This window comes from Peribacillus sp. FSL P2-0133 (genome assembly GCF_037975445.1).
Taxonomy (GTDB): domain Bacteria; phylum Bacillota; class Bacilli; order Bacillales; family DSM-1321; genus Peribacillus; species Peribacillus simplex_E.
Genome location: NZ_CP150254.1, coordinates 5514389 through 5539059 on the forward strand (window position 1 = coordinate 5514389; position 24671 = coordinate 5539059).

The following is a 24671-nucleotide window of genomic DNA, read 5'->3' on the forward strand; positions in this document are numbered from 1 at the left end:
TTCTTATGCATTGGAATCAAACATTCCCATGCCGATTTTCGCCGTTTTCCTAACCGAATCCCCGTAATTCAGATTCTGGTTCCGCGGCCTCAGAATATCCAAAGAGACATTGATGAATTGAAGGGACTGATAGATCAATTGCTGATTTAAACCGTTCCTCTCCTTCAGCTTTGCCACTTCATCAATCAATTCCGCTTTTAGCATTTCAAGGACTTCCGTTTCTTCAGGTCCTGTCAGTTTAGTCACGGTATGGATGGAGGCAGGCTGTCCCACCGTTCCATTAGCTGCAAGAAATTCCTCGACTGCCCTTTCCCTTTCCTTATCCGTTTGACTGATGGCTTTTATATGCTTTTGTTCCGAAATCAGCAGGACAGTAATCGCCTCAGTATCATTTGCTTTCAAAATGGCCGTTTTCCTTATCGCCAATTGATTGAAACTTTTATGAAGCTTGATCAATTTTTCAAGCGATCCGATGATGTTCCGTGCAGACATTTTCCTGCCTCCTCCGCTCATAAATGAAGGACGGAAAATGGCTCCGTCCACTTCATTCAAGCTTTTTCATTGAAAATTCATTTCCGGTAAAAATCGATGAGACCCTTAGCCGTTGCTTGTGCATTCAATTTATAATTTCCTTTTTCAACTTGGATTTTCAATTCGTCCACTTTTGCTTGTCTTGCAGCAAGAATCGGAGATGATTGCTGCATTTCTTTTGCCGCTGAAGAAATTTCAACTTTATCCGAGGATTTGACCTTGGATTCTTGTATATTCCCCGTTTTATTGGCTTGTAGTTTATAAGGGTTAACACCTGTCATACCGACGTTATTGATTTTCATATTCCAGATCCTCTCCTTCGATCGATTTTTAAATCCCATTGATTCCAAACACATGAAAATGGCTCTGGACTGTGTTATTCTCCCTATCTTTATTATCGACAAGGATTGGATTTCTTTAATTGTTTCCTATAATCTTTCCTTCGACACCCATTGTCGAATATTGTTCTCAATATCGAATATTTTAACAAATACCGCATCATGTTTCCATGATTTATCCTTTTTGATCATCCTTCATGTAGTACGTATTTTTTTTATCATTTCCTTGAATTTCAGTCAGGCGCTTTTCCTCATTTTCAAATGCCTGCAAATCCGTTCGCAGTGAATCGCCGCATTTGCTGCATAACCTTCCGCTCTTGATGTTAGCGCTGCACCTTTCACATGGAATTCCTAGATTGGGAAACTGCGCCAGCTTTCCGGTTCTCACAAATTTAATTAATAACGTTTCTTCAACGCCGGTGTCCGTAACCACCTGCATCATGGACGCCGTTCTATTTATTTTCTTGCGAATATATGCATACACTTTATCATATTGGGCTTCTTCTTCTTTATAACAGGCATCGCATACATCCCGGAATTTCGTCATAACGAATAACGAATTACAGTTTGGACAGTTGAATACTTCCATCGAGGTACCTCCTTCACCATCACAGCGATTATTCTTTAGTGTATATATCGAATAATCCCGGCGATACTTTAGGATGTTCATTAAAATAAGCTGTTTCACCTAGCCAGTGTGATGGATGATACTTCTTTGGCCCCAGCCGTTATCAATGCTTTCGCTGCATGCCTGAGCGTTGTGCCTGTCGTGTAAATGTCATCGATGATCAAAATAGATTTATGCTCCAGCAAATCAGATTGCATCACCTGAAAAACCTGCGGCAATGAGATTCTCTCCTGCCGTGATTTTTTTGATTGTTTTTCCGTATGGATTCTTGTCAAAGTCTCAACCGTGTGAAGTCCAATGAGATCCGCCAAAGCCTGCCCTTGGTTGAATCCCCGCTCCCTAAGCCGTTCATGACTAAGCGGGATGGCCGTTACCAGGTCAAATTCCATGTCCTTTAACTTTTCTTTCAAAAAAGGAGCGAAAACCTCAGCTAATGCATAATCCCCCCTGTACTTATATTTAGCAATGATATCTTTTAAGTATTCATTGTAATGAAATAGCGATATATTCTTCGACAAATAGCCTCCCCATTCCCCATCCCTTTCCCATCTTGAACAATCCAGACAGAGGTCACTGGTCATATATTCCCTGTCCAACTCCCTTGAGCACATTGTACACGTCTCTCCGGTAATCCTATTAAGTTTCCCCTCACATCCTTCGCAGATTGCCCTTGCCTCGGCCCGCTTAAGCAAGCTCCTCCATGTCAATGCCCGCTTCATTCCCTCATCACAAACAAGACATCTATTCATCGAGCAGCCCCCTTTTCATGGCATCTTTATTCATCATTTGTATATGGTGAACCGCCTCGACCATCGCTTTACTTTTACCGTAATGAAAAAAGGTAATCGTCCCGGCAGGGTTAGCAAAGCTTCTCCCTACCCTGCCGGCAATCTGAACGAGGGCACTTTCAGAAAACACTTCATGTTCAGCACCAATCACGGCTACTTCCAACCGATCAATTGTCACGCCGCGTTCCAGGATGGTCGTTGTCAGTAATCCTGGAATCATTCCATTCCTTAGTGCCATTACCTTTTCCTTTCGATCAGGGTGCCGGGAGTGGACAATCGATAATTTTTGGGACAGTCTTTGGAACAACGGAATGGCCTGCTCCATCACTTGAATGCTTGGAAAAAACAATAGGAAGGGGATGTTCTGCTTAAGGCGTTCACTAACCCATCCATTAATTGCGGGGGGAATCTTTTGTTGAAGAAATAGTTTTTGCCAATTGCCGCTCCACTTTATTCCAGGGACAGGAATTGGCTGTCGATGATAACGGGCCGGAATTATCACGGCTTTCAATTTACCGCTTCGGTATAGCCGCTGCATCCGTTTCGAAGGTGTGGCGGTCAAGTAGATGGTCGACGCAGAAACCTTTTTCGATTTATTAACCGCATAATGCAGCGAATCATCAATTGAGTAGGGAAACGCATCGACTTCATCAACGATGATGACATCGAAAGCTTCAATAAAACGGAAAAGCTGATGTGTCGTGGCAACGGTTAGTGGTGAAAAGCCATGTCTATCTGCACTGCCGGCATAGAGGGTCGTGACGTCAATGGCAGGAAAGGCTTTTTTTAACCTTGGGGAGAGTTCGAGAACGACATCGGTCCGCGGTGTTGCCAAACAAATCCGTTTCCCGGCATGCAAGGCTGCCTCAATCGCCGGAAATAGGACCTCCGTCTTCCCTGCCCCGCATACAGCCCATACCAGGAATTCATCTTTTCCGTTCACGGCTTCAACGACACAGTCGGAGGCATTTTGTTGACCTGCCGATAAAGTGCCTGCCCACCTCATCACATTGTCAGGAATCGTAAACTGAATGCCGGGCCCGGTCCACCTATAAAGCTTTGCACATTCACTGACCCGTCCCATCATGATGCATGAGCGGCAGTATGTGCAATCTTGATTGCAAATCTTGCAAGGGAATGTATAAAACAACGTTTGATTTTTGTTACCGCAGCGTACACAGTTATAACTGCCGTTCCCCGATTGCACGCCGCAAGTTTCCGAGACATACCCATTCTTGAGGTGCTCTTCGAGGAGTTCTTGGGAGAAGGGGATTTCGAAGGCCAAAAGGTGTTTTCCGGTGAGATGGTTCTGAAGTTCCGGGGAATAAGGGGGGGAAATGCTCATGTTTTTCAAACTGCAACCTCCATTTCTTGATAAATTACACTCCTCCTTATCATTCGCTTTTTACTCCCGGATTCCTTTTAGCTCCAAAAAAAACGCCTTACACTTAGTAAAGGCGTCACAGCTTAAATTTTATACCAGCCCATCCCCATTGAACCTTCGCCCAGATGCGTTCCGATTACTGGACCGAAGTAGCTGATGTCGAACTCGACATTTGGGAATCGGGCTTCAAGTTCGGCTTTCCAGTCTTTAGCTTCACTTTCCCGTTTTGCATGAATGATGACGGCTTTATATTTCTCGCCGCTCGACGCGTCTTCCCCAAGTAAATCGGCAATCCTTTTCATCGCTTTTTTTCTTGTACGGATTTTTTCGAATGGGACGATGACTTTATCAACAAAATGGAGGACAGGCTTCACTTGAAGCAAACTGCCAATCAATGCTTGGGCACTGCTTAAGCGGCCGCCGCGCTGCAGATGGGATAGGTCATCTGCCATGAAGTAGGCCCTTACCGATGGTTTCATTTCTTCGAGCCTTGCCATGATTTCTTCTGCGCCTTTACCATCAAGTGCCATTTTTGCCGCCTCGATCACGTAAAACCCCTGTACCATGCAGCTGATTTCCGAATCAAAGGCATGAACCCTAATTCCCTCGACCATTTCACCTGCAGATACCGCTCCTTGATACGTTCCGCTGATGCCGCTCGATAAATGAATGGAAATAACATCATCATATTCTTTCTGCAGTTCCTCGAACTTCTCGACAAACTTCCCGATTGGAGGCTGTGAAGTGGTCGGCAATTTCTCCTGCATCTTTACTTCCTCATAAAACTCATCCGCAGTTATATCAACTTCCTCCCGGTAAGCTTCATTGGAAAAAATGACATTAAGCGGCATCATATGTATATGTAAACGATCACGTATTTCCTTAGGTATATATGCAGTGCTATCTGTTACGACTGCGGTTTTCATAATAGTACCATCCTTATAAAAATTTACTCTGTATCATATTCACCATTTTATCTGAAAATGCCCTTATTTGCATTAAATAGCCTTCTGCATTACCAAAAATATGAAACCGAGAATTTGAATCGAGTCATCCATTCAAAAAAAATCCAGCCCTTCAGCACGCATTGCGGTATCTGAAGAGCCGGACTTATCGAACGCTTTAATTACTTCACTTCCACCCAGCCATTTTTAATAGCTAGTACAACCGCTTGTGTACGGTCATTCACATTCATCTTCTGAAGAATGTTACTCACATGGTTCTTGACTGTTTTTTCACTGATATATAGAGTTTCGCCGATGGCCCGGTTGCTTTTCCCGTCCGCTAGAAGTTGAAGCACTTCACATTCGCGTCGAGTCAATAGGTGTAGCGGCCTCCTGATTTCTATCGTATGTACGGAATCACGATCAGCACCCTCTTCAGCTGCTAAGCGGCGATATTCTTTAACTAAATTATGGGTCACCTTTGGATGAAGGTATGAGCCGCCTTCAGCGACTACACGCACAGCATCAATCAACGCATCTGCGTCCATTTCTTTCAAAAGATAACCTTGTGCTCCTGTTTTCAATGCGTGCTGCACGTAGTTTTCATCATCATGAATGGAAAGGATGATGACTTTTGTTTCAGGGTAACGGTTCACGAGCATTTTTGTTGCTTCGATCCCATTCATGTTCGGCATGTTGATATCCATTATAACAACATCAGGTTTATGTGTTTCAACGAGGTCCATAGCTTCGCTTCCGTCATCACCCTCGGCAACAACATCAAAGGATGATTCAAAATCTAATATGCGCTTTACGCCTTCACGGAAAAGCTGATGGTCATCGATAATGATGATACTAGTCTTCAACGGCTTCTTCCTCCTAATTTCTATTTAATATGTTTATTCTCTATTATTTATAAATGGTAGGGAACTTGTATAAATACCAAAGTGCCTGCCCCCGGTTGTGAATCGATCGTCATTTCACCTTCCAGCAGCTCGACTCTTTCCCTCATTCCTACCAAGCCAAATGAACCTTCTTTTTGAATCGAAGAGTCAAACCCCTTTCCATCATCTTTGACGACGACGGTCACCATCTCCTTGGAAATGGACAGTTTAACTTGAATCTGTTTTGGATCCGCATGCTTCAATGAATTTTGTACAGCCTCTTGAACCAGCCTGAATAAAGCGACCTCCATATCGGAAGGAAGCCTTTTGACCTGTCCAAGGTTGACGAAATTCAGATTCACGCCATTATTATAGTCTTCGGTCGTTTGCAGGTACTTTCTGAGGGTAGGTACAAGGCCTAAATCATCAAGCGCCATAGGACGAAGGTCATAGATGATCCTGCGCACTTCATATAAAGCATTCCTTACCATGACCTTTAAACTGCGGATTTCCACTAACGCTTCATCAGGACCTCTCTCCCGTTGCACTCGTTCTATCAAGTCTGAGCGCATCATGACGTTTGCCAGCATTTGCGCAGGACCATCATGAATCTCACGTGAGAGCTTTTTACGTTCCTGCTCCTGGGCTTCGATTATTTTCAGGCCGAAGTCCTGTTTGCGTTTCGCTTCTTGAAGGGCTTCCCCCACAAATTTAAGATCCTGTGTCAAATAATTCTGTACTACCGATATTTGCGAAACGAGATGCACCGCTTTATCGATCGTCTGCTGTAGACCCCTTAACCTTAACTCAAGCTCATCCCGGCGATTACGGAGCTCTTTCTCCAATTGCCGGTTAATTTGTAAATCGACTTGCAGCTTATGTGCCCTTTCATAAGCATCGCGCACCTGTTCTTCAGAAAAATGGTTGAAGTGCATACTGACTTCTGAAAGCCTTTTTCGAGCAAACCTGGCTTTTGCATCCAATGCATCGCTGTCGGTTATCACAATGGCAACCCTGATTTTCACATCATCAAGCTCTTTTGATAATGACTCGAAATCCTTTCGGCATTGTTCGCCGATATCAAAGACTTCATCCTTACTCTCACTAACAGTGCTCACCATTGTTTCTAAGATCTTGTCCAATGCTTTAGCATCAACCTTTTTTATGGACATTAAGATCCCTCCACTTAAATCAAAAGACTTAAACAATTTATTGTCTTAAAGACTATGTATATGGAAAAAAGTTCTTTCCCTTTTTCATGAATGGTTAAATTTCAGGTAAATTTTGTATGAAGTAACCTTCATGAACATATTGTACCAAAAAATGATTAAAAATACGTTAATTCCCTTTTATGATTTCCATAAAATGTACCTATTTACTATACATCTCATATTCCCGGCCATTAAGTCTGCCTATTAAAGGCAGTAAGCCATTTCAATTATCCTAATACAAAATATCCTTTTCAATCAAATGAGATATTCCGCTCCATTGATTATCATATGAAATAGATGCATTTATTAAATGGCAAAATCCCTGAAATGAGAGGACGCGTTAAAGTAAAGCCAGGATAATGGCACAGAACTCATGTTTTTCCAACAATGTTATTCTTTTAAGCATATATGACCAGCTAATAACAATAACAGGCAATGAAATTAATTATAACACGTACAGCTTTTTCTAATATTAAAGTTTCTTTACACATGCGGTATGTAAATGAATCGTCATTGCCACTTTTTCCGCAAAGCCTTATAATAAATCAACTAATAGGAAGTACGAAGGTGGAATAGTTATGCTCACTCAATATTTAACGGTGGCAGGTCGCGGCGAACATGAAATCGTCATTGAAAAATCCCGTTTTATTTCCCACATCGCCCGAGTTGAAACCGAAGATGCCGCACAGGCCTTTATCCAGGAAATCAAGAAAAAGCACAAAGATGCTACACATAATTGTTCCGCTTATATGATCGGGGAACAAAATCAAATCCAAAAAGCCCTCGATGATGGGGAACCGAGCGGAACGGCAGGCGTCCCTATCCTGGAAGTGCTTAAGAAAAAAGAACTGAAAGACACCGCTGTTGTTGTCACACGATATTTTGGCGGCATCAAACTTGGTGCTGGCGGTCTTATTCGCGCTTACAGCAAAGCGACTTCAGAAGGAATAAATACCACTGGTGTGGTCGTAAGAAAACTAATGCGGGTCATTTCGACAACCGTCGACTATACCTGGCTAGGAAAATTGGAAAACGAATTGCGATCTTCCATTTATCAAATAAAGGAAATTCAGTACCTTGATCAGGTCAATATCCTTGTATATGTTGAGGAAACACAAAAAGAGACATATACCGCTTGGATTACAGAGCTGACAAATGGTCAAGGCCATATCACTGAGGAAGAAATGCTTTATTTGGAAGAGGAATTCGCCTGATAAACTCCTGCATATTTTTCCTTTTTTATGCTGTAATATAATTGAAAAGAAATATTTATTTTACGAAATTATTAAATCATTGTAAAATTAGGTGTAATATATGACGAAATATAAACTGCAGGATTCGAAAAATAGCGATATATGTCTGATGTTCGTTATTTAAAAGGAGAAGAAAAAGATGTCTACTACTAGGCGTGTTTATAAAATTAAAAAAACAAAGAAAAAAAGGCGAAAGAGGCTTTGGTTATTGCTTGTTCCCCTGCTGGTACTTGGTCTGGGGGCTTCTACGTATGCTGCAACCCTGTATATGAAAGCCCAGAATGTATTCAGTGATTCTTATGACCCTGTGGAAGCATCAGCAAAGCGAGATGCAGCGATCGACCCTCTCAAAGATAATTTCTCGATCCTTTTCATAGGTATCGATGATAGTAAGGACCGTGACTTAAAAGGAAATTCCCGTTCGGATGCTTTAATGCTGGCCACGTTCAATAAAGATCAAAAATCTATAAAACTATTAAGCATTCCACGTGATTCCTATGTGTACGTGCCAGCCAAAGGCGTAACCACGAAAATCAACGCGGCCCACGCAGCCGGCGGACCAAAAGCGACGATGGACACCGTAGAGGAATTATTCGATATCCCTGTCGATTATTATGTTAGCATGAACTTTAATGCTTTCATCGATGTCGTAGATTCATTGGATGGTATCGAAGTCGACGTCCCTTATGAAATAAATGAAATCGATTCACATGACAAGAAGAATGCCATCCATCTCGAAGAAGGATTACAGACCGTTAATGGTGAAGAAGCATTAGCGTTTGCACGGACACGTAAAAAGGACAGTGACATCCAACGCGGTGAGCGTCAGCAGGAAGTCCTAAAAGCCATCATTGCCAAAGCAACATCTGCCGGATCACTGACGAAATATACAGACGTAATGGAAGCTGTCGGTGACAATATGACAACGAACCTTCAATTCTCACAAATGAAAGGTTTCATAAAATATGTAACTACCGATAAAGGACTCAATCTTGAAACCATCAAACTTGAAGGTCAGGATTCTACCATTAACGGAACCTATTATTATCAGCTGAACGATACATCAGTGGCGAACACTAAGCTGTTGCTTCAATCCCACTTGAACCTGGGACCGAATGAAGGCAATCAAACCGAAGCCGCTCAATCACAATCACAAACACAAGAATAAAGTGAAACCCCCACTCATGAGTGGGGGTTTCCTTTTTGAAGCGTTCGCCTCCATATAGCTTAACTTATATGAAATGACATGCTTCACAGACAGCCTTAAATGATCCGCACTCAACACAACAATAAAAGCCACCAACCGTTATTTAAACGGTTGGTGGCTTTTCATATATACACTAGCAAAATTAGCTAATCTAGTAATCTATTTCCAGAACGATCATGGCTTGTTTTTAAAGTTGAGCATCTTCAGCAACGGCTGGTAGTTTGAATTGACCAAACCAATTTTCTCCACAAAAATTTCTATGATCAGTAGGAGTCCCGTTACAAGGATCAAAGCTCCCCACACCGTTGCAAATTGAAAGATTATTGCCGCTAAGCCAAAGCAAGCAGCTAAAGCGTAAATGAGCAAGACAGTCTGCTTATGAGTGAATCCCAAGTTTATCAAACAGTGATGTAAATGGGATTTATCAGCAGCCGAGATCGGCTGTTTATTGACGACCCTGCGGATAATCGCGAAAAATGTATCCGAAATGGGAACACCCAAGATGATGATCGGTACGATCAATGAAATCATCGTAACGTTTTTAAACCCTTGCAGGGACAGAACGGCAATGATGTAACCTAAGAATAATGCGCCTGTATCTCCCATGAAAATCTTTGCCGGATGAAAGTTATATTTCAAAAAGCCAAGAGTGCTTCCAATCACGATCAATGCTACCATAGCAACAAATAGGTCCCCTTTAATAAGGGCCATAGTTGCAATTGTCACTAATGCGATCGTTGAGACACCGCCTGCGAGACCATCCAGTCCATCTATTAGGTTGATTGCATTAATGATGCCGACAATCCACAAAATTGTGATCGGTATACTTAAAACACCAAATTCAACTGTATCGATAAAGAACGGCAAATTGATGAATTTCACTTCAAGACCGCCCCATAATACGATAATGAGGGCCGCCAAAACCTGGCCCAGGAATTTGGGTGCAGCTTTTAATTCAAAAATATCATCAGCCATCCCGATCAAAATGATGACAAGGGCTCCCACCAGAAGGGGCAACCGCTCCCGAAAGTCATTCATGAAAAGTAAGAAGGTAATGAAAGTAATGAAAAAACTTAAAAATATAGCTAAACCGCCCATACGCGGCATAATTTTACTATGCACTTTTCGCTCATTCGGTTTATCGGTAGCTCCTAACTTAAAGGCCAGCTTTCCGACAAAAGGAGTCAAAAAAATGGATAATAAAAAGGCTACCACCAAGGCCCCTATTAACATCAAGAACATCAAGAACCACCTCAATTCAACTAAAAATCTAATACCCGTAACGATCTATAAGAAAACCTATATATAAATGCTTATTTTAATTTTTCATCCTCAAATAAACATTATATACGTTATTGGCTAAAATCTCTATAGAAAAGTTGTTTTTTGCAAATTTTTGTAAATCCGACCCTATCTTTGTCAGGTCCCCGGATTTTTTTAATTCTAAAGCATTGCAGATGGCCAATTTCAGCTGTTCGACATTGCCGATATCCGTAATCCAGCCCTTGCTCCGATCGGGAATCAATTCCTGTACACCTCCGACATCACTTGTGATTGCCGGAAGACCCGATCTTGCTCCTTCAAGTAAAACCAGCGGAAAACTTTCGCTTAATGAAGTCAATAATGTGATGTCCCCTAACGGGTAGATTCGTTCTAAATCTTCACGATACCCTAAAAAGTGCACATGATCGGATAATCCCTTTTCCGAGACCATCTCTTCCAGAGCGGATTTCCTGCTCCCGTCCCCTGCAAGCAACAGCCTTACATGCGGGAATTCCGATACCACTTCACTTAATGCCGCTAAAGCAAATTCATGACCTTTCACCGATTCAAGCCTTGCAGGCATGATGACGATGAAATCATCCTTTCCAAACCCGAAATCTTCTCTTTGAAACGGGAAAGGCAATACCTTTTCAAAGTCAATTCCGTTTAGGATCTTTGTTATTTTTGTCGAATGGATTCCTTGGTCAATCAAGTCCTGCTTAAAGCGGTCAGAAACTGCCAGTATATGATCGGCATATTTAAATGACCTTACATGAAGGCCCGTAAACAATTTTCCCTTTACACCCTGCCCCAAAAAGTCATGATGGGGTGAACTGTGAACAGTAAGAAGCCAAGGGCATTTAATGAGGCGCTTTATAAAGGCACCATATATATTCGCCCGCGGACCATGTGTATGGATGATGTCTATATTATTTAGACGGATAAAGTCCCGTAAAGGTTTCAAAATTGAAAGGTCATATTTGGAATGTTGCTTGAAAAGTTCGGTTTGTATCCCGGAAGACATGGCCCGCCGGTATAGTTCACCATCTTCAAATACACCAAGCAAACACTCCTCTTTATTCAATTGGTTCAGTAAGGACATAATATGAAACATTCCGCCGCCAGTTTCATTCCCAGCGTTTAAGTGCAAGATCCTCATCCAGTCCACTCCTTATGTTCAGGAACGCTGCACCGTTTTCCTTAACCGCTTAACCTTTAAAACGAATCTTGGCAGCGCAAGCATCCGTTTCCACCGCGAAGGTTGCTGGATCAGTCGGTACAACCATTCAAGACGCATCTTTTGCCAGAAAACCGGGGCACGGTTCACCTTTCCCGCAAGGACATCAAAGCTTCCCCCAACTCCCATGAATAACCCCTTATTGAATAGCCCATAGTGCTTGGAAACCCATTTTTCCTGCCTAGGGAACCCTAATGCAGTCAAAATGATGTCAGGTTCAAGTTCCGCTATCGACTTAGGCAGGGCATCATCCTTTATATCAATGTAACCATGGTTGTATCCCACCAACTCGAGACCCGGGTATGATTCTTTTACTTTCAGGGCCGCTGCTTCAATCACGCTTTCCTCCGCTCCAAGCAGGTATACCTTCAGCGCTTTTTCATCAGCGACCCGAAATAATTCATTCATCAAGTCGAATCCAGTAATCCGCTCTTGTAAAGGTTGATTTAGCCATTTAGAGGCCATAATAATACCAACGCCATCCGGAGTGATGTAATCAGCCGATATAATGATGTCTTTATAATCCTGATGTTCATTTGCATACTCAACTATTTCCGGATTTGCCGTAACGATAAACGTTTTTTCCTGATTCATCAATCTTGGATAGATCATTCCATTCATGAATTCATCCATATTGCTATCAATGAATGGTATGGATAGTATCTCAACAAACTTTTCTGTCATTTCACTTCAGCCTTTCATATGTACTATACATCTAAAGGGTGGGGTATTATTCAAGAAATTTTTTCATACACATCATAGAACTTGATTTTTGATTCAAAGGTGGTTAATCAATTGAAGTTTATAGAAAAGCAATCGTTACCCATTCTATTTCTGTGCCTGCTCGTCCCATCGGCAGTGCCTCACCCTATCGCCGGTTACATGGCAACGGCGCTGATGCTCATTTTTATCGGTATAAATAAAAAAAACCTGTTATTAATTCTATTCATTTATTTCCCTGCCCGTCCCTTATTGATGGAACTGAATAGCGGCTTAACCTATACAGGTGACCTGATCATCCTCACCTTATTCATTACTTTGCTTATTGAAAGATTCAAAAAGAACGAATGGCAATTTTCGAAATATCATTTTACTGCGCCATTTTGGTTGTTTTGTTTAATTGGTGCCGGGGCTGCACTCATAACCGGAGTGGGAATCCTCCCCATCCTATTTGAACTCCGTGCATTGCTTATTACATTCTTGCTTCTTTACATTATCGGTGAATTAAATCTAGAAAGAAAGGATATCTTTCGCTTTTTAAAGGTAATCCTAATATTTACAATCTTACTTTGCCTGCATGGCATGGTGGAGAAAATCTTTTCACGTACGGTCCTGCTTCCCCATGCATGGGAAATGTGGAATCTTTCTCCAACAAACCGGATGAGGATTTATGGAGCACCTGCCAATCCTAATGTATTTGCCTTATTCTTAAGCATCCAGTTATTCCTTAGTTTCTTTCTATTTCAGTCGCTGAAAAAATATAAATGGATCGTCTTCCTGGCAGCCATCCTGCTTTCCGGAACGTTACTGCTTACCTATTCACGGGGCACGATGATTGCATTCGGGTTCTCGGCGCTTGTCTTTATGATATGGACTAGAAATAAACTATTTCTCAAATATGCTGTAGGAGCATTTTGTCTCGGCCTGCTTCTTATTTATTACCCAGTTTTATTTGCATCAAGTAAAGTGGAGGTATCCGCATCGATTCCCATGGAAAATGTGGTAATTGGCAGCACCCCTTCTCCTGAACACGAACATGCCCTCTCCAATCGTTTTTCAGAAATGTTCTCTGATAAAACTCTGCACCAAAGTACGGAATGGGGCCGGTTATATGTCCTAATCAAAGGAATTGAAATTTTCACAGATCACCCGATAATCGGTACCGGGCTAGCAACCTTCGGAGATTCTGCCACACTTTCCTATTCCTCACCAATCTATCAGGAATACCAAATTGGTGAAAGGATGTATACCGATAATCAATATATCCAGATTCTGGTCCAAACTGGTGTACTGGGATTTCTTGCAGTTCTTGCATTCATCTTTTTCACCTGCCGTAAAATCCTAAAATCGGGAAATGGCACTTTAGCGGCGTTCACCATCTGCCTGATGTTGGCCGCATTATTAGCAGGACTTTTCTACAATATTCTCGAAGATAAAACGTTTACGCTGATATTTTATAGTTGTTTGGGAATCTGTTTACAGAAGGACATCATTTTAAAGGATTGAAAATATGCCTACTCTTTCACATGTCATTAAATCGGTCGGGCTCGTCACCATTATTGCAGCCATTGGAAAAGTCCTCGGATTCGGGCGGGAATCGATCATAGCCGCCTATTTCGGGGCATCATCAATGGCAGATGTTTTTTTCGTGGCAAGCCTCATACCAACCATTCTTTTTACGGCTCTCGGCAGCGGTCTTCAGGCCGGCGTTATTCCTATTTACTTGGAAAAGAAAGCGGACAATCCGTTGAAAGCTGATGAATTCATCAGTGTTTTAGGCTCTTTCTTTATGCTGGTAGCCGGAGTCCTGACCATTGCCTGCATGATTTTCATAAAGCCGCTCGTCATGTTGACAGCCCCGGGTTTCTCTGATTCCGAGCTTGCCCTGACGGAGTCACTGACCCGGATCATGCTGCCAAGTTTACTATTTTTCACGCTTTCATACATGGCGACGGGGGTCCTGAATGCGAATAAGCGTTTTATTCTGCCGGCACTCACTTCAACTGCACAAAACACGGTCATTATTGCAGCCACTGTATTGTTCGCTGCTCCGTTTGGGATTGAAGGATTGGCTTGGGGGTTTGTATTCGGTGCAGCAAGCCAGTTCCTTATTCAATACCCATCATTGAAGAAATACGGAATCCGGCCCATAGTCGCTTTCCTGCCTCATAAAAGGCAGATCGTTCAAACACTGTACACCTTTTATCCAATCATCATCGCCGCTTTGGCGATCCAGTTGAATAGTGTCGTCGATCGGATTATCGCGACTTCGCTCGAAACAGGGAGCGTATCTGCACTGAACTATGCAAATCGCCTGCTGTGGCTGCCATTAAGCATTGTCCTCACGCCGCTGATTACCGTATTGTACCCTTCAATCGTCGAGCGCGCACTTATAGGCTATCAATCTTTCCTTAATTTGACCTTAAAGGGATTGAAATCGCTATTATTTTTAGCTATTCCGTTCATGGTCGTCATGTTAATCAGCGGAAACAGCTTAATCACTCTGGCTTTCCAACGCGGGGCCTTCGATGCTTCAGCAACAGAGGTGACTTATAGGGCATTCATCTTTTATTCCGCTTGCCTCCCGTTCTTTGCACTGCGGGATTATCTGATGAACGCCTTCTACGCCTTGAAGAAAATGAAAGTGGCCATGTATTCCTGCCTGATTGCCGTATTACTTAACGTCCTGCTCAGCTGGGTCCTATCACGTTATCTCGGCGTCGGCGGAATCGCTTTAGCATCGGGCATTTCCATGCTCCTGCAATCTCTATACCTTTTCGGCTACCTATGGCTAAAGACAGAAAGAACGGACAAGGCAGCTTTCAGGGATGTTTTTCAGGAAAGCAGCAAGCTTGCCATCATCGGAATCATCATTTACGGACTCGCTCTCTGGATCCATCCGCTTACCATGACGTTGCCCATCATCATGGAATTAGTGATCATCTCGCTGCTGGTATTCGGATTATATCTCGCATTATCCATTCTTTTTAAAGTAAGCAGCCTGCAAGCGATGAAAAGGATCAGATCATCAAAGTAATACATTAGAAGGAGTGCCATTATGAACATTTTAATCACGACGATTTTCAACTACCCTCATGAAGGAGGGCTATCGAGCCATATCACTACGTTAAAAAAGGGTTTAATGTCGCGGGGCCATAATGTGGACATATTATCTTTCTCTCAATTACCCCCTTTCAAGAGGAAGATGCTCGCCCAGGCTCCAGGTTTTTTATTAAATAAAGTAAAACAGGGGAGCGGCCAGCTTTTCAATGACCGGCAACGCCAAAGATTATTGGCTTCATCTATTAAAGCCTTGAAAAAGAACTATGATGTCATAAATGCTCAAGACATTTTCGCAACGCTCGCCTCCATCGAATCCGGGATACCAACGGTGCAAACCGTCCATGGGTATTATTCATTCGAGGCAGTCAGCAGGGGCGCCCTTCTCCCGGATAGTGAAGAAGATTTGATCATTCGGGAGCTGGAAAGAAAAGCTTATCAGTCAGCTGCAAAAGTGGTGACGGTCGATCAAAGGATCAAAGACTATATAAATCATTTGGCACATATAGAGGCGGATACGATAAAGAACTTCATTGACGTGTCTGCTTTCAAACCGGAAATGGCAAAGCGGGAGCATACTCGCCGGGACTTTCAAATACCCCTGCATAAAAAGATGCTTTTCGTTCCGAGAAGAATGACGGAAAAGAACGGTGTCATCTACCCGCTCCTTGCTCTGCCGGAGGTGCTGGAAAATCATCATGAAACGGTATTGGTCTATGCAGGTACAGGAGAACAGCGAAGCCGGCTTGAGGAAACGGCAGCCAGGCTCCAAATATCTGATTCCGTCCTTTTCTTGGGTTCAGTGCCGTTCGAGAAAATGCATAATCTCTATGAAGCATCGGACATCGTACTCATCCCAAGCGTTCATTCCCACGGGGTGGAAGAAGCGACTTCCATTTCTGCATTAGAAGCGATGAGTTGCCGCTCACCCGTCATTGCAAGCGCAATTGGCGGTTTAAAGGAGATTCTCATTGATGGTGAAGATGGTTTGTTAGTGGAGGAAAAAAATAAAGAAGCACTTGCACAAGCCATCTCCATTCTGCTTAAAGACACTGCTTATGCAACAAAGTTAGCTGCGAAAGCAAGATATAAAATGGAAAGCGAATACTCCCACCTTTCAGCTGCCGAGCGGTTTAAGAAAGCTTATGATGAAGTACTGAACTAAAAAAGCAGACCCGAAGCCCGGGTCTGCTTTTCACTTTCATACCAGTGCGGAACTACGCCTTTTCATTTGTTCTTCACGGTATTTTTTCTGTTCTTGTTTAGACATGGCGTTATATTCTTTTAAGAATGCTTCATATTGCGGCATTACTTCGTTCATGGCACCGTATGCCTTTAACTCTCCATATTCAAGCCATAAAGCCTTTTGGCAAAATTTCTTCATCTGACCGATTGAATGGCTGACAAAGAACATCGTTTTGCCTTTTTCCTTAAATTCGTTCATTTTCTCCAAACACTTTTCAGCAAAGTTTTTATCCCCGACTGATAAGGCTTCATCAATAATCAGGATATCTGGATCAATATGCACGGAAATGGAAAAACCAAGCCTGGACTTCATGCCGCTTGAGTAGGATTTCACCGGTTGGTCAATGAACTTGCCAAGCTCTGAAAACTCGATGATCTCAGGCTCAAGTTCTTTGATCTGATTTTTGTCGAATCCGAGCATCAGCATTTTCAGTTCGATGTTTTCTCTGCCCGTCAACTGATTATTCAGGCCCGATGCAACGGCAATCAAAGCCGTTTTCCCGTTGGTTTGGACATTTCCGTCCGTGGGCGGGATAATACCTGCAATAATATTGGACAATGTGGATTTCCCTGATCCGTTGACCCCGACAAATCCTATTACATCGCCTTTTTCAGCTTCAAAACTTACATTTCTCAGAGCAAAATACTCTTCTCCATAGCTTTTGGGCAAAAGGAGATCCAATAATTTTTCCGAGTTTTTATTATATAATTTATATTTTTTCGTTATATCTTTGACTATTACCGATTTTTCCAACTTTTCTCACTTCCAGTTTACTTAAAGTCAACAAAGCGATCTCTAAACCTGACATGCAGCGAGGAACCTATCAAAAACAAGATGATAACGACTGCCCAGAAATAAAGCGTATATTCCCAATGCTCTATTAGATACCATGATTCCCCCAACAATGAAGCTCGATACCCATCCACAATATAATATAGTGGATTCAGCTTCATGATATTGACTAGAACAGGATGGTCCTTAGCATCCAATACCCAAAGGATTGGTGTTAAATAAAACAAGACTTTCATTAAGGACACGATTATATTATGAACGTCACGAATAATGGTTGATAATGTTGAAGAGATTAACCCAAACGAAAATAACAGCAAGACCGTTGCAACAATATAATACGGCAGTTGCAAGATATAGACTGTTGGGAGGTATCCAGTAAAACCTAATAGGATGATGATGACTCCCAGCAGCATTAAATGCTGATACAACTTGGCAAAGATGACATACGAAGGGATGACACTCATCGGAAAGCTCATCTTGGATACCATATTCAGTCGGGAAAAGACGGATTTGGACGTTTGGGTTATTGAAGGGTTCACAAAAAACCAGACAACGATCCCTGCCATTAGCCATGGAAGAAAATTTTCACCCCGATTTAAGATTATAAAGCCGAATACAAACCAATAAATCGCAATCTGTATCATCGGATTGATGATTTCCCATAGGATTCCCAGGTAGTTATTGCTGTTGGCACTTTTCACTTCATAAACAGATAAACGCCTTACCAAATAAAAACTATTGATTTGTTCTTTTAAAACGGTCAAAGCTGAACTCATAAATTACACAGACCTTCCTAAAAACACTTTTTCTACGACACGGCGTGAAGCCTGGCCATCCTCGAGTGCACAAAACCGCGCGTGAAAATGATTGATATCATTGGTATTTTCGTATTTCATCGTCTTGATACTATCAATGACCGCATCAGATGTTTTGACTAACAAACCAGGTGCATTCTTTTCAAAATCAAAGTAAAACCCGCGAAGCTTGTCCCTGTAATTTTCAATATCATATACATAGAAAAGCATCGGACGCCGTAAATTTGCGTAATCAAAGAACACGGATGAATAATCAGTTATTAATAAATCAGAAATAAGATACAAATGACTGATATCCTCGTAACTGGATAAATCATAGGCGAATCCTTGATACGCCGATAAATCCAAGTTCTCTGATATCAAATAATGAAGACGAAGCAAAATGACATACTCCTCCCCCAATTCCCGTTTCATTCGATCCAGATCCAGTTTTATTTCAAACTTATATTTTCCCTTGCTATAAAACTCATCGTCCCTCCAAGTCGGGGCATATAAAACGATCCTTTTCTCTATTGGTATACCCAACTTCTGTTTCAATGAGTCGATTGTATCACGATTATTCCCATTGTAAAGTATATCATTACGAGGATAACCGGTTTCCAGAATTTTAGAAGTATCGACATTGAAGGCCCGGGCAAAAATTTCACTGGAATAAGCATTCGGTGAAATTAAATAATCCCATTTACTTGATTCGGCATGGAAATTTTCTTTATATTTATCCGTCGTTGTTCCAGGCATATGAACTTCATTCATATCCGCCGCAAGTTTCTTTAATGGAGTACCATGCCACGTTTGCAAATAGATCGTGTGCTTTGGCTTCGGAATCCAAAGCGGGAGCCTGCTGTTCGTTACCCAATAACGGGCCCTTGTCATTTTGAGCAGCCAACTAAATGAAAAACGATTGAGATATGGGATGCCTGCCTCTTCGAAATGAGCTGTATATCTTTTATCTACGCTCCAATACATTTTATATTCAGGATGGTGACTCTGCAAGTATTCATAAATCGCCCGGGGGTTGCAGCTATACTGCTTGCCCAAAAAGCTCTCAAAAATAACCAGCTTCCGGTCTACCGGCAATACTGTGCCCGCCATTGCAAAAGCCACTTTATATCCTCTTAAAAAAATTGCTTTAGCCTTATTTTTAACTAGCGATAGAAAGGAAGGTCTCTTTGAGGTTTGTATTTTTTCATTTGACATATCCGATCTCCCTTTTTATTGATTAATGATAATGGAACCATGCTAATAAATCGAATTAAAAATAAGCTCGCCCAATAGAAGGGAGAGCTTATTTTTGGTGTACTTCTAACAGCTACTCCAAAGACTTTATTGCCAGTCCCAAATTATTTGCCACTGTTGTATAAAACTCCACATTTTTCTTATTATATGTCATCTTATTTTTCAGGATTCTTTTAATATTCACCAATTGATAATCATTGTAGCGAATGAACACCGTAAATAACGACTTTTCCATTTTATCAATTTCATCTAATGAAACAGTGAAATGGCCTCTATTACCTTCTATTTGAACTCCGCAATTGATTTCATTGTCAAATCTTGTCCTATCACGTATCAATACAGAATCTATGTTGTCTATATCATCACCATAAATCTCAAAACTTTGGTGGTAGGCATTATCCATAATATAAGAATCCAGTGCACGGGCAAGCATCGGTATCCTGACAAAGCGATATTCATCTTCCAGAAATGGAAGTTCATAATAAGGTAAACCATCTTTTATATGATATTTTTTATTGGAATCTCGCTTTAACCATTCAAACAACTTTATGAAATCATCAATACGATCCTCCATGAATAATTCAAGTGCTAATTTATAAATAGGTACTTTAAATTCATTCTTGAAGTCATATGACAAGTTTTTCGCAGTTTCGACGGCTTCCCCTAATATTTCAATAAAATCTTCTTTTTTCTTGGATTTCACAAAGGTTTGACTGTCGAACGTTTTTACAATATCGTACTCATAAATCCGGTTAAGAGCCACCCTTTTCAATTCAATGGCAATATCCTTGGATTGAATATACTTTATTATGCCAACATCCGCTTTTCTTTTGTCTAACATATTCGTAACACGTGTTAAAGAAGATGAGTTTTCCGAAGTTCTATTGACATAATAAATAGGTTTTTTAGTAGTTGATACAGCTCTAACTTTAAAGAAAACATCAGTAAAAAACCATTTATCTTCACCGAATTTCATATTCGGAAAACCAATTTCATTTTCTTTAACCATATGCAGATTCATCATCCTGGCCGTTGGACCCATATGATAAAAAAAGTGCGGAACATCCATTGGGGTGATGCTTCTTCTTTCTTTAATGGAAGCAAACTCCCCGATCACACTCTCTGACTCAGATTCGACTTTTACCGTTTTGCCCACTACATAATCATCACCGGTTTCCTCCAGTATGTTATAGAGGCTTTCCAGTCCATCATGTGCAAGCCAGTCATCCGCGTCTAAAAAAGTTATATATTTGGATGTTCCCAATTCTATTCCAATGTTTCTCGGGGTCCCAGGTGACCCATTATTTTCTTGAAGGGTAACGGAACAGATATTTTTATATTTAGCCGTATACTCTTGAATGATTTTATTTGTGCCATCAGTCGAACAATCATCAATGATGATATATTCAATCTGATCTATGCCCATGGTTTGATTGATTACTGATTCAATCGTTTTTCTGATGAATTTTTCAGCATTATATGCAGCAGTGACTACTGTGACTTTTTTTCCTTTTCCTAAAAATTTATTTCTTAAGCTTACAGGACTATTTTTTAATTGAATATTACCGCTCTTTAAAAGTTCCCTCGCTTTTTGACGTACCAAGAAATTCATACGATTCCTCTCTCCTTTTATGTCTAGAGGTAACATAGACGTTTCGACCAGGCAGCCAAATTCACCAGTTACTTAAGCAACAATACCCTTTATTTTAGGAATCAATCATTAAAAAATTTATCCACGATTCTCTGGGTAGCTTTACCATCCTCTATTCCACAATACTTCTCTCTAAATAAACCATATCTTTCTTTATATTGCATGTTTATTTTATCAATATTGGTAATAGTTTCGATAATCTCCTCAGTTGTTTTTAAAAATGGACCTGGTGCTTCCTTTTCAAAATCCATATAGAATCCGCGGATGTTATCTCGGTAATCTTCCAAATCATAAGTGTAATACAAAATCGGCCGAGCAGTATTAGCAAAATCGAACATTACTGAAGAATAATCCGTAATCAATATATCAGAAATCAGGTAAAGTTCCTGAATATCTGAATAATTGGATACATTTATCACGAAATCCTCAAATTCGCTTGGGATGATGAGATTATTACTTATAACAACATGCATCCTTAACAACAGGATATATTCATCCCCAAGTTCTTCCTTCATTCTTTCCAAATCAAATTTCAGCTCGAAAACAAATTTATTATTTTTCGAAGTTTGATTATCCCGGAATGTAGGAGCATATAAGATGACTTTTTTTCCTTTTGGTATCTTCAGTTTTTCCATCACTGACTTGGAAATTATTGAAGAATCCTCCCTGTAAAACAAATCATTTCTTGGATATCCCGTTTCTAAAATTTCCCCTTCATACTTGAAAGCGCTTCTGAAGGCCTTGGATGCGTATGGACTTGGTGATATTAAATAATCCCAAGTTCTCGTTGCACCATGCACTCGATCTAAGTACCCATCGTCTCTTCCTTGAATATTATCTATATCAAATAGCATTTTTTTCAATGGGGTACCATGCCAAGTCTGAATATAAGTCGTTTCCTTCCTTTTGCTTAAATAGGTAGGGAAGTTTTGATTATTTATCCAATAACCTGCTTTGGCTAAATAATAATAGTATTCCGGACTTAAGCGTTTTATCAGCTTCGTATTCTTTCCTTTTATCGGTAAATTACCATTATACACCCAAACTTTTTTATATTTATTATCCCTTTTGACCAGTTCTTCATAAATATACTTGGGGCTATCGGCGAATTGCTTCCCTATCCCACTCTCAAAAAGAATAAGGTTCCGGTCAACCGGGATAACCCTGGACATGATTTTATAAACTTTTTTCATGACAGGGAAATATTTATCACTTTTCCTAAACCGATTCAAAATGAGTTTGGATATCGGATGGTTATATAATTTAGTTAGTGAATTTTGATCTTTTTCTGCATTTTGAATCACTTCGAATATCCTTGAATTAGAATGGACATCGCGATATTTAATAAAACGGTTGGCCTTGTCCATATACTTCCTCTTCATGACAAAATCAGTATTGGCATATTCGGCTAATACACCTAACAATTCATCCAATTCATCAACGATTTCACCTGGAAGATCGTTATCCAAATCCAAATGTGACGGTCTTTTTCCTATGAAACGGTCTCTATCAAATTGATAGTAAATTACCGGTTTATGCAGGAAACTAAAGTCAAAAGCTACACTTGAATAGTCCGTAATCATTATCGCACTTTCCTTGATTAACCTTTGGACATCCACTTCACCCTGGCTAATTACCCTAACTGGGGCATCCTTAAAATAAGACGTGAATTTCTGCATATTAGGGTGAAGGCAAAAAATGATTTCAAACCCATTGATTTTAGATAAATCATGTAATACCGGGTGATTCACTAATTTCTGATACCTTTCAAAATACTCGCTTTCCAAAAATATTTCATCGGAAGTAATCCAATCTCTCCATGTTGGAATGATCAATAATTGCCTCTTTGTTGAAACATCATCCTTAAACAGCGAGTCGAACCTCGAAAGTCCCGTCGCGAATACTTCTTTTTCGTTGTAACCAAAATCAGTTACAATCATATCCTTTTCGAAGTCTGAACTTACTAGAAAAACATCCGTACTAAAACCGGAAACTGCATTTTTCCCGTAGTTTGCCACCATATTCTTCGTGCCCATAACACCATGTTGAAGGAAAACCTTAACCCCCTTAACACGATTTTTAAATTCAGATGTCCTTAAAGGATATAAATAATCCGGGTGATGTGATGAAATGATACGTGTCGATTCCATCGTCTTTTTAATATGATCCTTTGACTTGAAATAAAGTACATTTCCAAAGGGCTCGACGTTCTTGGCTTCCACGGAATTTTCTTCTATTACATAATACACTTCTTTTTCTGGATGATTTTCCCTCATATATTTAAAAAAGTGATATCCAGTATCCTGGGCTTTATACGTTCTTTCTCCAACTAGCCAGACATCCTTTTTCTTTTTAAATAAAGTCAGGAATCTCCTCCACCCCATCATCCTTTTTAAATACCGATAACTATCTGTAGAGAAGTTAAACACTTCCAAAGACAAATTGGATGCTTTAAAGGTATAGTAAGGATTGACGATAGCAACTCCAGCATTCGAGCTGACATCAGTCTTTTTAGTAAATAATTTAGTTCTGGTGGTTGGTCTTCCGACGCGTACCATTTTCGGCTCTTCCTGATCATGTAAATGTAGTTTCATGTAAATGTCATATACATCATCTTCCAAATCCGCACTGACTAATCGTTCTAGATCCAATATCAAATCATATAGATAACGATTCAGTCCATATTTCTTAATATTCATTTCCTCATTATGAATAAAAGATATATCTGCCTGATATTCTTTGCCACTTTGCCTTCCTCTTACAAGTCCCTCACCTTTTATGATTCTTGAATGCTTGGTGAAAATTTGACCATTAATTTGCATGGTTTTCGACTTGTTTTGGATTTTTTCAATTTGAGACTTAATCGAAATTTTAGGGGCCATATTGAAGTAAAGAGATAAATTCCCTTTATTCGTTATAGAAAATATACTTTGTTTATTTTCATAGGTGTAAATACTCAAATTGTTCACGTACGTTTCCTGAAAACGCCCGAGGCGAATTGGATATTCGATATGAACCTGTTCGTTCACATCTACATATTCAGCTTTATGTTCAATACTAAGTATCGTTTTTTTGCTCAGCTTTTCAACCGGAACGGTAACCTTTATATAACAGTCATATACAGTCGGTTCATCATCTTCCAATTTCCGCATTAAATCTTTCATATCTACTTTAAACTCAAATTTAGATGAGCTCACTGATTCAGCAATTTTTATTTTTTGATCTTCGTTTTCCCTAGAATATAGCCATAGTTCTTTTGCGCAATAATGTTCTATTGAAAATTCCCCTTTTATCAACAGCGTATCTTCCTCTTGCGCAATGGTCAGAACTTGTTTTAGCTTAATTTTAGGAGCTTTTTTTGCTTTCCCTTTTCCAAGAAGCTTTTTAATCATTTTAGACCACCTATAACAAATTATTATTTAAATAAAAATGAATCATTTATTGTACTTTAAAATCATAAACTTTTTTCGGTTTTTCCTCAAT

General features: G+C 40.5%; 20 protein-coding genes and 1 pseudogene. 5 read left to right on the forward strand and 16 right to left on the reverse strand.

All coding sequences use genetic code 11. The features are described from left to right. Positions 1-3 precede the first annotated feature (3 nt). The 8 genes from MKY17_RS26720 to MKY17_RS26755 form a co-directional block, all read right to left on the reverse strand. The gene (locus MKY17_RS26720) at positions 4-492 is read right to left on the reverse strand and encodes a flagellar protein FlgN (RefSeq protein ID WP_179891065.1); all 489 of its coding nucleotides are present in this window, start codon (positions 490-492) and stop codon (positions 4-6) included. Between the two features lie 77 nt (positions 493-569). Further along, entirely contained in the window at positions 570-833 is a 264-nt protein-coding gene (gene flgM, locus MKY17_RS26725) for a flagellar biosynthesis anti-sigma factor FlgM (RefSeq protein ID WP_098371589.1), read from the reverse strand. 211 nt (positions 834-1044) lie between these two features. Further along, positions 1045-1458 (reverse strand): TIGR03826 family flagellar region protein, encoded by a 414-nt coding sequence (locus tag MKY17_RS26730; protein WP_098371590.1) that lies wholly within the window; start codon positions 1456-1458, stop codon positions 1045-1047. Between the two features lie 95 nt (positions 1459-1553). Then, a complete protein-coding gene (locus tag MKY17_RS26735) occupies positions 1554-2246 on the reverse strand; it encodes a ComF family protein (protein WP_098371591.1) in 693 nt (230 codons plus the stop codon). Beyond that, the gene (locus MKY17_RS26740; RefSeq protein WP_098371667.1) at positions 2239-3630 is read right to left on the reverse strand and encodes a DEAD/DEAH box helicase; all 1392 of its coding nucleotides are present in this window, start codon (positions 3628-3630) and stop codon (positions 2239-2241) included. Before MKY17_RS26740 ends, MKY17_RS26735 begins: the two co-directional genes overlap by 8 nt. Before the next feature lie 122 nt (positions 3631-3752). Beyond that, complete coding sequence (locus MKY17_RS26745; protein ID WP_098371592.1) at positions 3753-4595, reverse strand: DegV family protein; 843 nt, start codon at positions 4593-4595, stop codon at positions 3753-3755. A 200-nt stretch (positions 4596-4795) separates the two neighbouring features. After that, entirely contained in the window at positions 4796-5479 is a 684-nt protein-coding gene (locus MKY17_RS26750) for a response regulator transcription factor (RefSeq protein WP_098371593.1), read from the reverse strand. 47 nt (positions 5480-5526) lie between these two features. Next, complete coding sequence (locus MKY17_RS26755) at positions 5527-6669, reverse strand: sensor histidine kinase (protein WP_098371594.1); 1143 nt, start codon at positions 6667-6669, stop codon at positions 5527-5529. Positions 6670-7286: 617 nt separating this feature from the next. Between MKY17_RS26755 and MKY17_RS26760 the strand changes: the two genes are divergently transcribed. Both MKY17_RS26760 and MKY17_RS26765 read left to right on the forward strand, forming a co-directional pair. Further along, positions 7287-7922, forward strand: coding sequence for a YigZ family protein (locus tag MKY17_RS26760; RefSeq protein ID WP_098371595.1), 636 nt, complete (start codon positions 7287-7289; stop codon positions 7920-7922). 178 nt (positions 7923-8100) lie between these two features. Beyond that, positions 8101-9129 carry an LCP family protein gene (locus MKY17_RS26765; protein ID WP_098371596.1) on the forward strand — a complete coding sequence of 343 codons (1029 nt, stop codon included), beginning with the start codon at positions 8101-8103 and terminating at the stop codon, positions 9127-9129. Between the two features lie 213 nt (positions 9130-9342). Here MKY17_RS26765 and MKY17_RS26770 read toward each other — a convergent pair whose 3' ends face one another. The 3 genes from MKY17_RS26770 to MKY17_RS26780 all read right to left on the reverse strand — a co-directional run bounded on the left by MKY17_RS26770 (position 9343) and on the right by MKY17_RS26780 (position 12352). After that, positions 9343-10401, reverse strand: a complete 1059-nt coding sequence (locus tag MKY17_RS26770; protein ID WP_098371668.1) for an MraY family glycosyltransferase — start codon at positions 10399-10401, stop codon at positions 9343-9345. Positions 10402-10486: 85 nt separating this feature from the next. Then, a complete protein-coding gene (locus MKY17_RS26775) occupies positions 10487-11590 on the reverse strand; it encodes a glycosyltransferase family 4 protein (RefSeq protein WP_098371597.1) in 1104 nt (367 codons plus the stop codon). Positions 11591-11608: 18 nt separating this feature from the next. After that, entirely contained in the window at positions 11609-12352 is a 744-nt protein-coding gene (locus MKY17_RS26780) for a WecB/TagA/CpsF family glycosyltransferase (RefSeq protein WP_098371598.1), read from the reverse strand. A 111-nt stretch (positions 12353-12463) separates the two neighbouring features. Here MKY17_RS26780 and MKY17_RS26785 point away from each other — a divergent pair, with 111 nt between their 5' ends. From MKY17_RS26785 to MKY17_RS26795, 3 genes are read left to right on the forward strand one after another with little or no spacing between them, the layout of a single operon-like run. Next, positions 12464-13894 carry an O-antigen ligase family protein gene (locus MKY17_RS26785; RefSeq protein ID WP_098371599.1) on the forward strand — a complete coding sequence of 477 codons (1431 nt, stop codon included), beginning with the start codon at positions 12464-12466 and terminating at the stop codon, positions 13892-13894. A 4-nt stretch (positions 13895-13898) separates the two neighbouring features. Continuing rightward, the gene (gene murJ / locus MKY17_RS26790; protein WP_098371600.1) at positions 13899-15425 is read left to right on the forward strand and encodes a murein biosynthesis integral membrane protein MurJ; all 1527 of its coding nucleotides are present in this window, start codon (positions 13899-13901) and stop codon (positions 15423-15425) included. A gap of 21 nt (positions 15426-15446) precedes the next feature. Then, the gene (locus tag MKY17_RS26795) at positions 15447-16613 is read left to right on the forward strand and encodes a glycosyltransferase family 4 protein (protein WP_339201122.1); all 1167 of its coding nucleotides are present in this window, start codon (positions 15447-15449) and stop codon (positions 16611-16613) included. 36 nt (positions 16614-16649) lie between these two features. Here MKY17_RS26795 and tagH read toward each other — a convergent pair whose 3' ends face one another. From tagH to MKY17_RS26820, 5 genes and pseudogenes are all read right to left on the reverse strand, one after another. Beyond that, positions 16650-17447 carry a teichoic acids export ABC transporter ATP-binding subunit TagH gene (gene tagH / locus MKY17_RS26800; RefSeq protein ID WP_098371602.1) on the reverse strand — a complete coding sequence of 266 codons (798 nt, stop codon included), beginning with the start codon at positions 17445-17447 and terminating at the stop codon, positions 16650-16652. A gap of 17 nt (positions 17448-17464) precedes the next feature. Next, the gene (locus MKY17_RS26805; protein ID WP_098371603.1) at positions 17465-18262 is read right to left on the reverse strand and encodes an ABC transporter permease; all 798 of its coding nucleotides are present in this window, start codon (positions 18260-18262) and stop codon (positions 17465-17467) included. 3 nt (positions 18263-18265) lie between these two features. Further along, positions 18266-19378 (reverse strand): annotated as a pseudogene (locus MKY17_RS26810) (CDP-glycerol glycerophosphotransferase family protein); the annotation flags it as partial. Positions 19379-19610: 232 nt separating this feature from the next. Next, positions 19611-21149 carry a glycosyltransferase family 2 protein gene (locus MKY17_RS26815; protein WP_179891066.1) on the reverse strand — a complete coding sequence of 513 codons (1539 nt, stop codon included), beginning with the start codon at positions 21147-21149 and terminating at the stop codon, positions 19611-19613. Between the two features lie 101 nt (positions 21150-21250). After that, positions 21251-24580: a CDP-glycerol glycerophosphotransferase family protein gene (locus MKY17_RS26820; protein ID WP_098371606.1), complete on the reverse strand. Its 3330-nt coding sequence runs from the start codon at positions 24578-24580 to the stop codon at positions 21251-21253. Positions 24581-24671: the final 91 nt, after the last annotated feature.

Coding starts and splice junctions, on each gene's coding strand:
- MKY17_RS26720 (WP_179891065.1), bottom strand. CDS start 492: ATGTCTGCACGGAACATCATCGGATCGCTTGAAAAATTGATCAAGCTT.
- flgM (WP_098371589.1), bottom strand. CDS start 833: ATGAAAATCAATAACGTCGGTATGACAGGTGTTAACCCTTATAAACTA.
- MKY17_RS26730 (WP_098371590.1), bottom strand. CDS start 1,458: ATGGAAGTATTCAACTGTCCAAACTGTAATTCGTTATTCGTTATGACG.
- MKY17_RS26735 (WP_098371591.1), bottom strand. CDS start 2,246: ATGAATAGATGTCTTGTTTGTGATGAGGGAATGAAGCGGGCATTGACA.
- MKY17_RS26740 (WP_098371667.1), bottom strand. CDS start 3,630: ATGAGCATTTCCCCCCCTTATTCCCCGGAACTTCAGAACCATCTCACC.
- MKY17_RS26745 (WP_098371592.1), bottom strand. CDS start 4,595: ATGAAAACCGCAGTCGTAACAGATAGCACTGCATATATACCTAAGGAA.
- MKY17_RS26755 (WP_098371594.1), bottom strand. CDS start 6,669: ATGTCCATAAAAAAGGTTGATGCTAAAGCATTGGACAAGATCTTAGAA.
- MKY17_RS26760 (WP_098371595.1), top strand. CDS start 7,287: ATGCTCACTCAATATTTAACGGTGGCAGGTCGCGGCGAACATGAAATC.
- MKY17_RS26765 (WP_098371596.1), top strand. CDS start 8,101: ATGTCTACTACTAGGCGTGTTTATAAAATTAAAAAAACAAAGAAAAAA.
- MKY17_RS26770 (WP_098371668.1), bottom strand. CDS start 10,401: ATGTTAATAGGGGCCTTGGTGGTAGCCTTTTTATTATCCATTTTTTTG.
- MKY17_RS26775 (WP_098371597.1), bottom strand. CDS start 11,590: ATGAGGATCTTGCACTTAAACGCTGGGAATGAAACTGGCGGCGGAATG.
- MKY17_RS26780 (WP_098371598.1), bottom strand. CDS start 12,352: ATGACAGAAAAGTTTGTTGAGATACTATCCATACCATTCATTGATAGC.
- murJ (WP_098371600.1), top strand. CDS start 13,899: ATGCCTACTCTTTCACATGTCATTAAATCGGTCGGGCTCGTCACCATT.
- MKY17_RS26795 (WP_339201122.1), top strand. CDS start 15,447: ATGAACATTTTAATCACGACGATTTTCAACTACCCTCATGAAGGAGGG.
- MKY17_RS26805 (WP_098371603.1), bottom strand. CDS start 18,262: ATGAGTTCAGCTTTGACCGTTTTAAAAGAACAAATCAATAGTTTTTAT.
- MKY17_RS26815 (WP_179891066.1), bottom strand. CDS start 21,149: ATGAATTTCTTGGTACGTCAAAAAGCGAGGGAACTTTTAAAGAGCGGT.
- MKY17_RS26820 (WP_098371606.1), bottom strand. CDS start 24,580: ATGATTAAAAAGCTTCTTGGAAAAGGGAAAGCAAAAAAAGCTCCTAAA.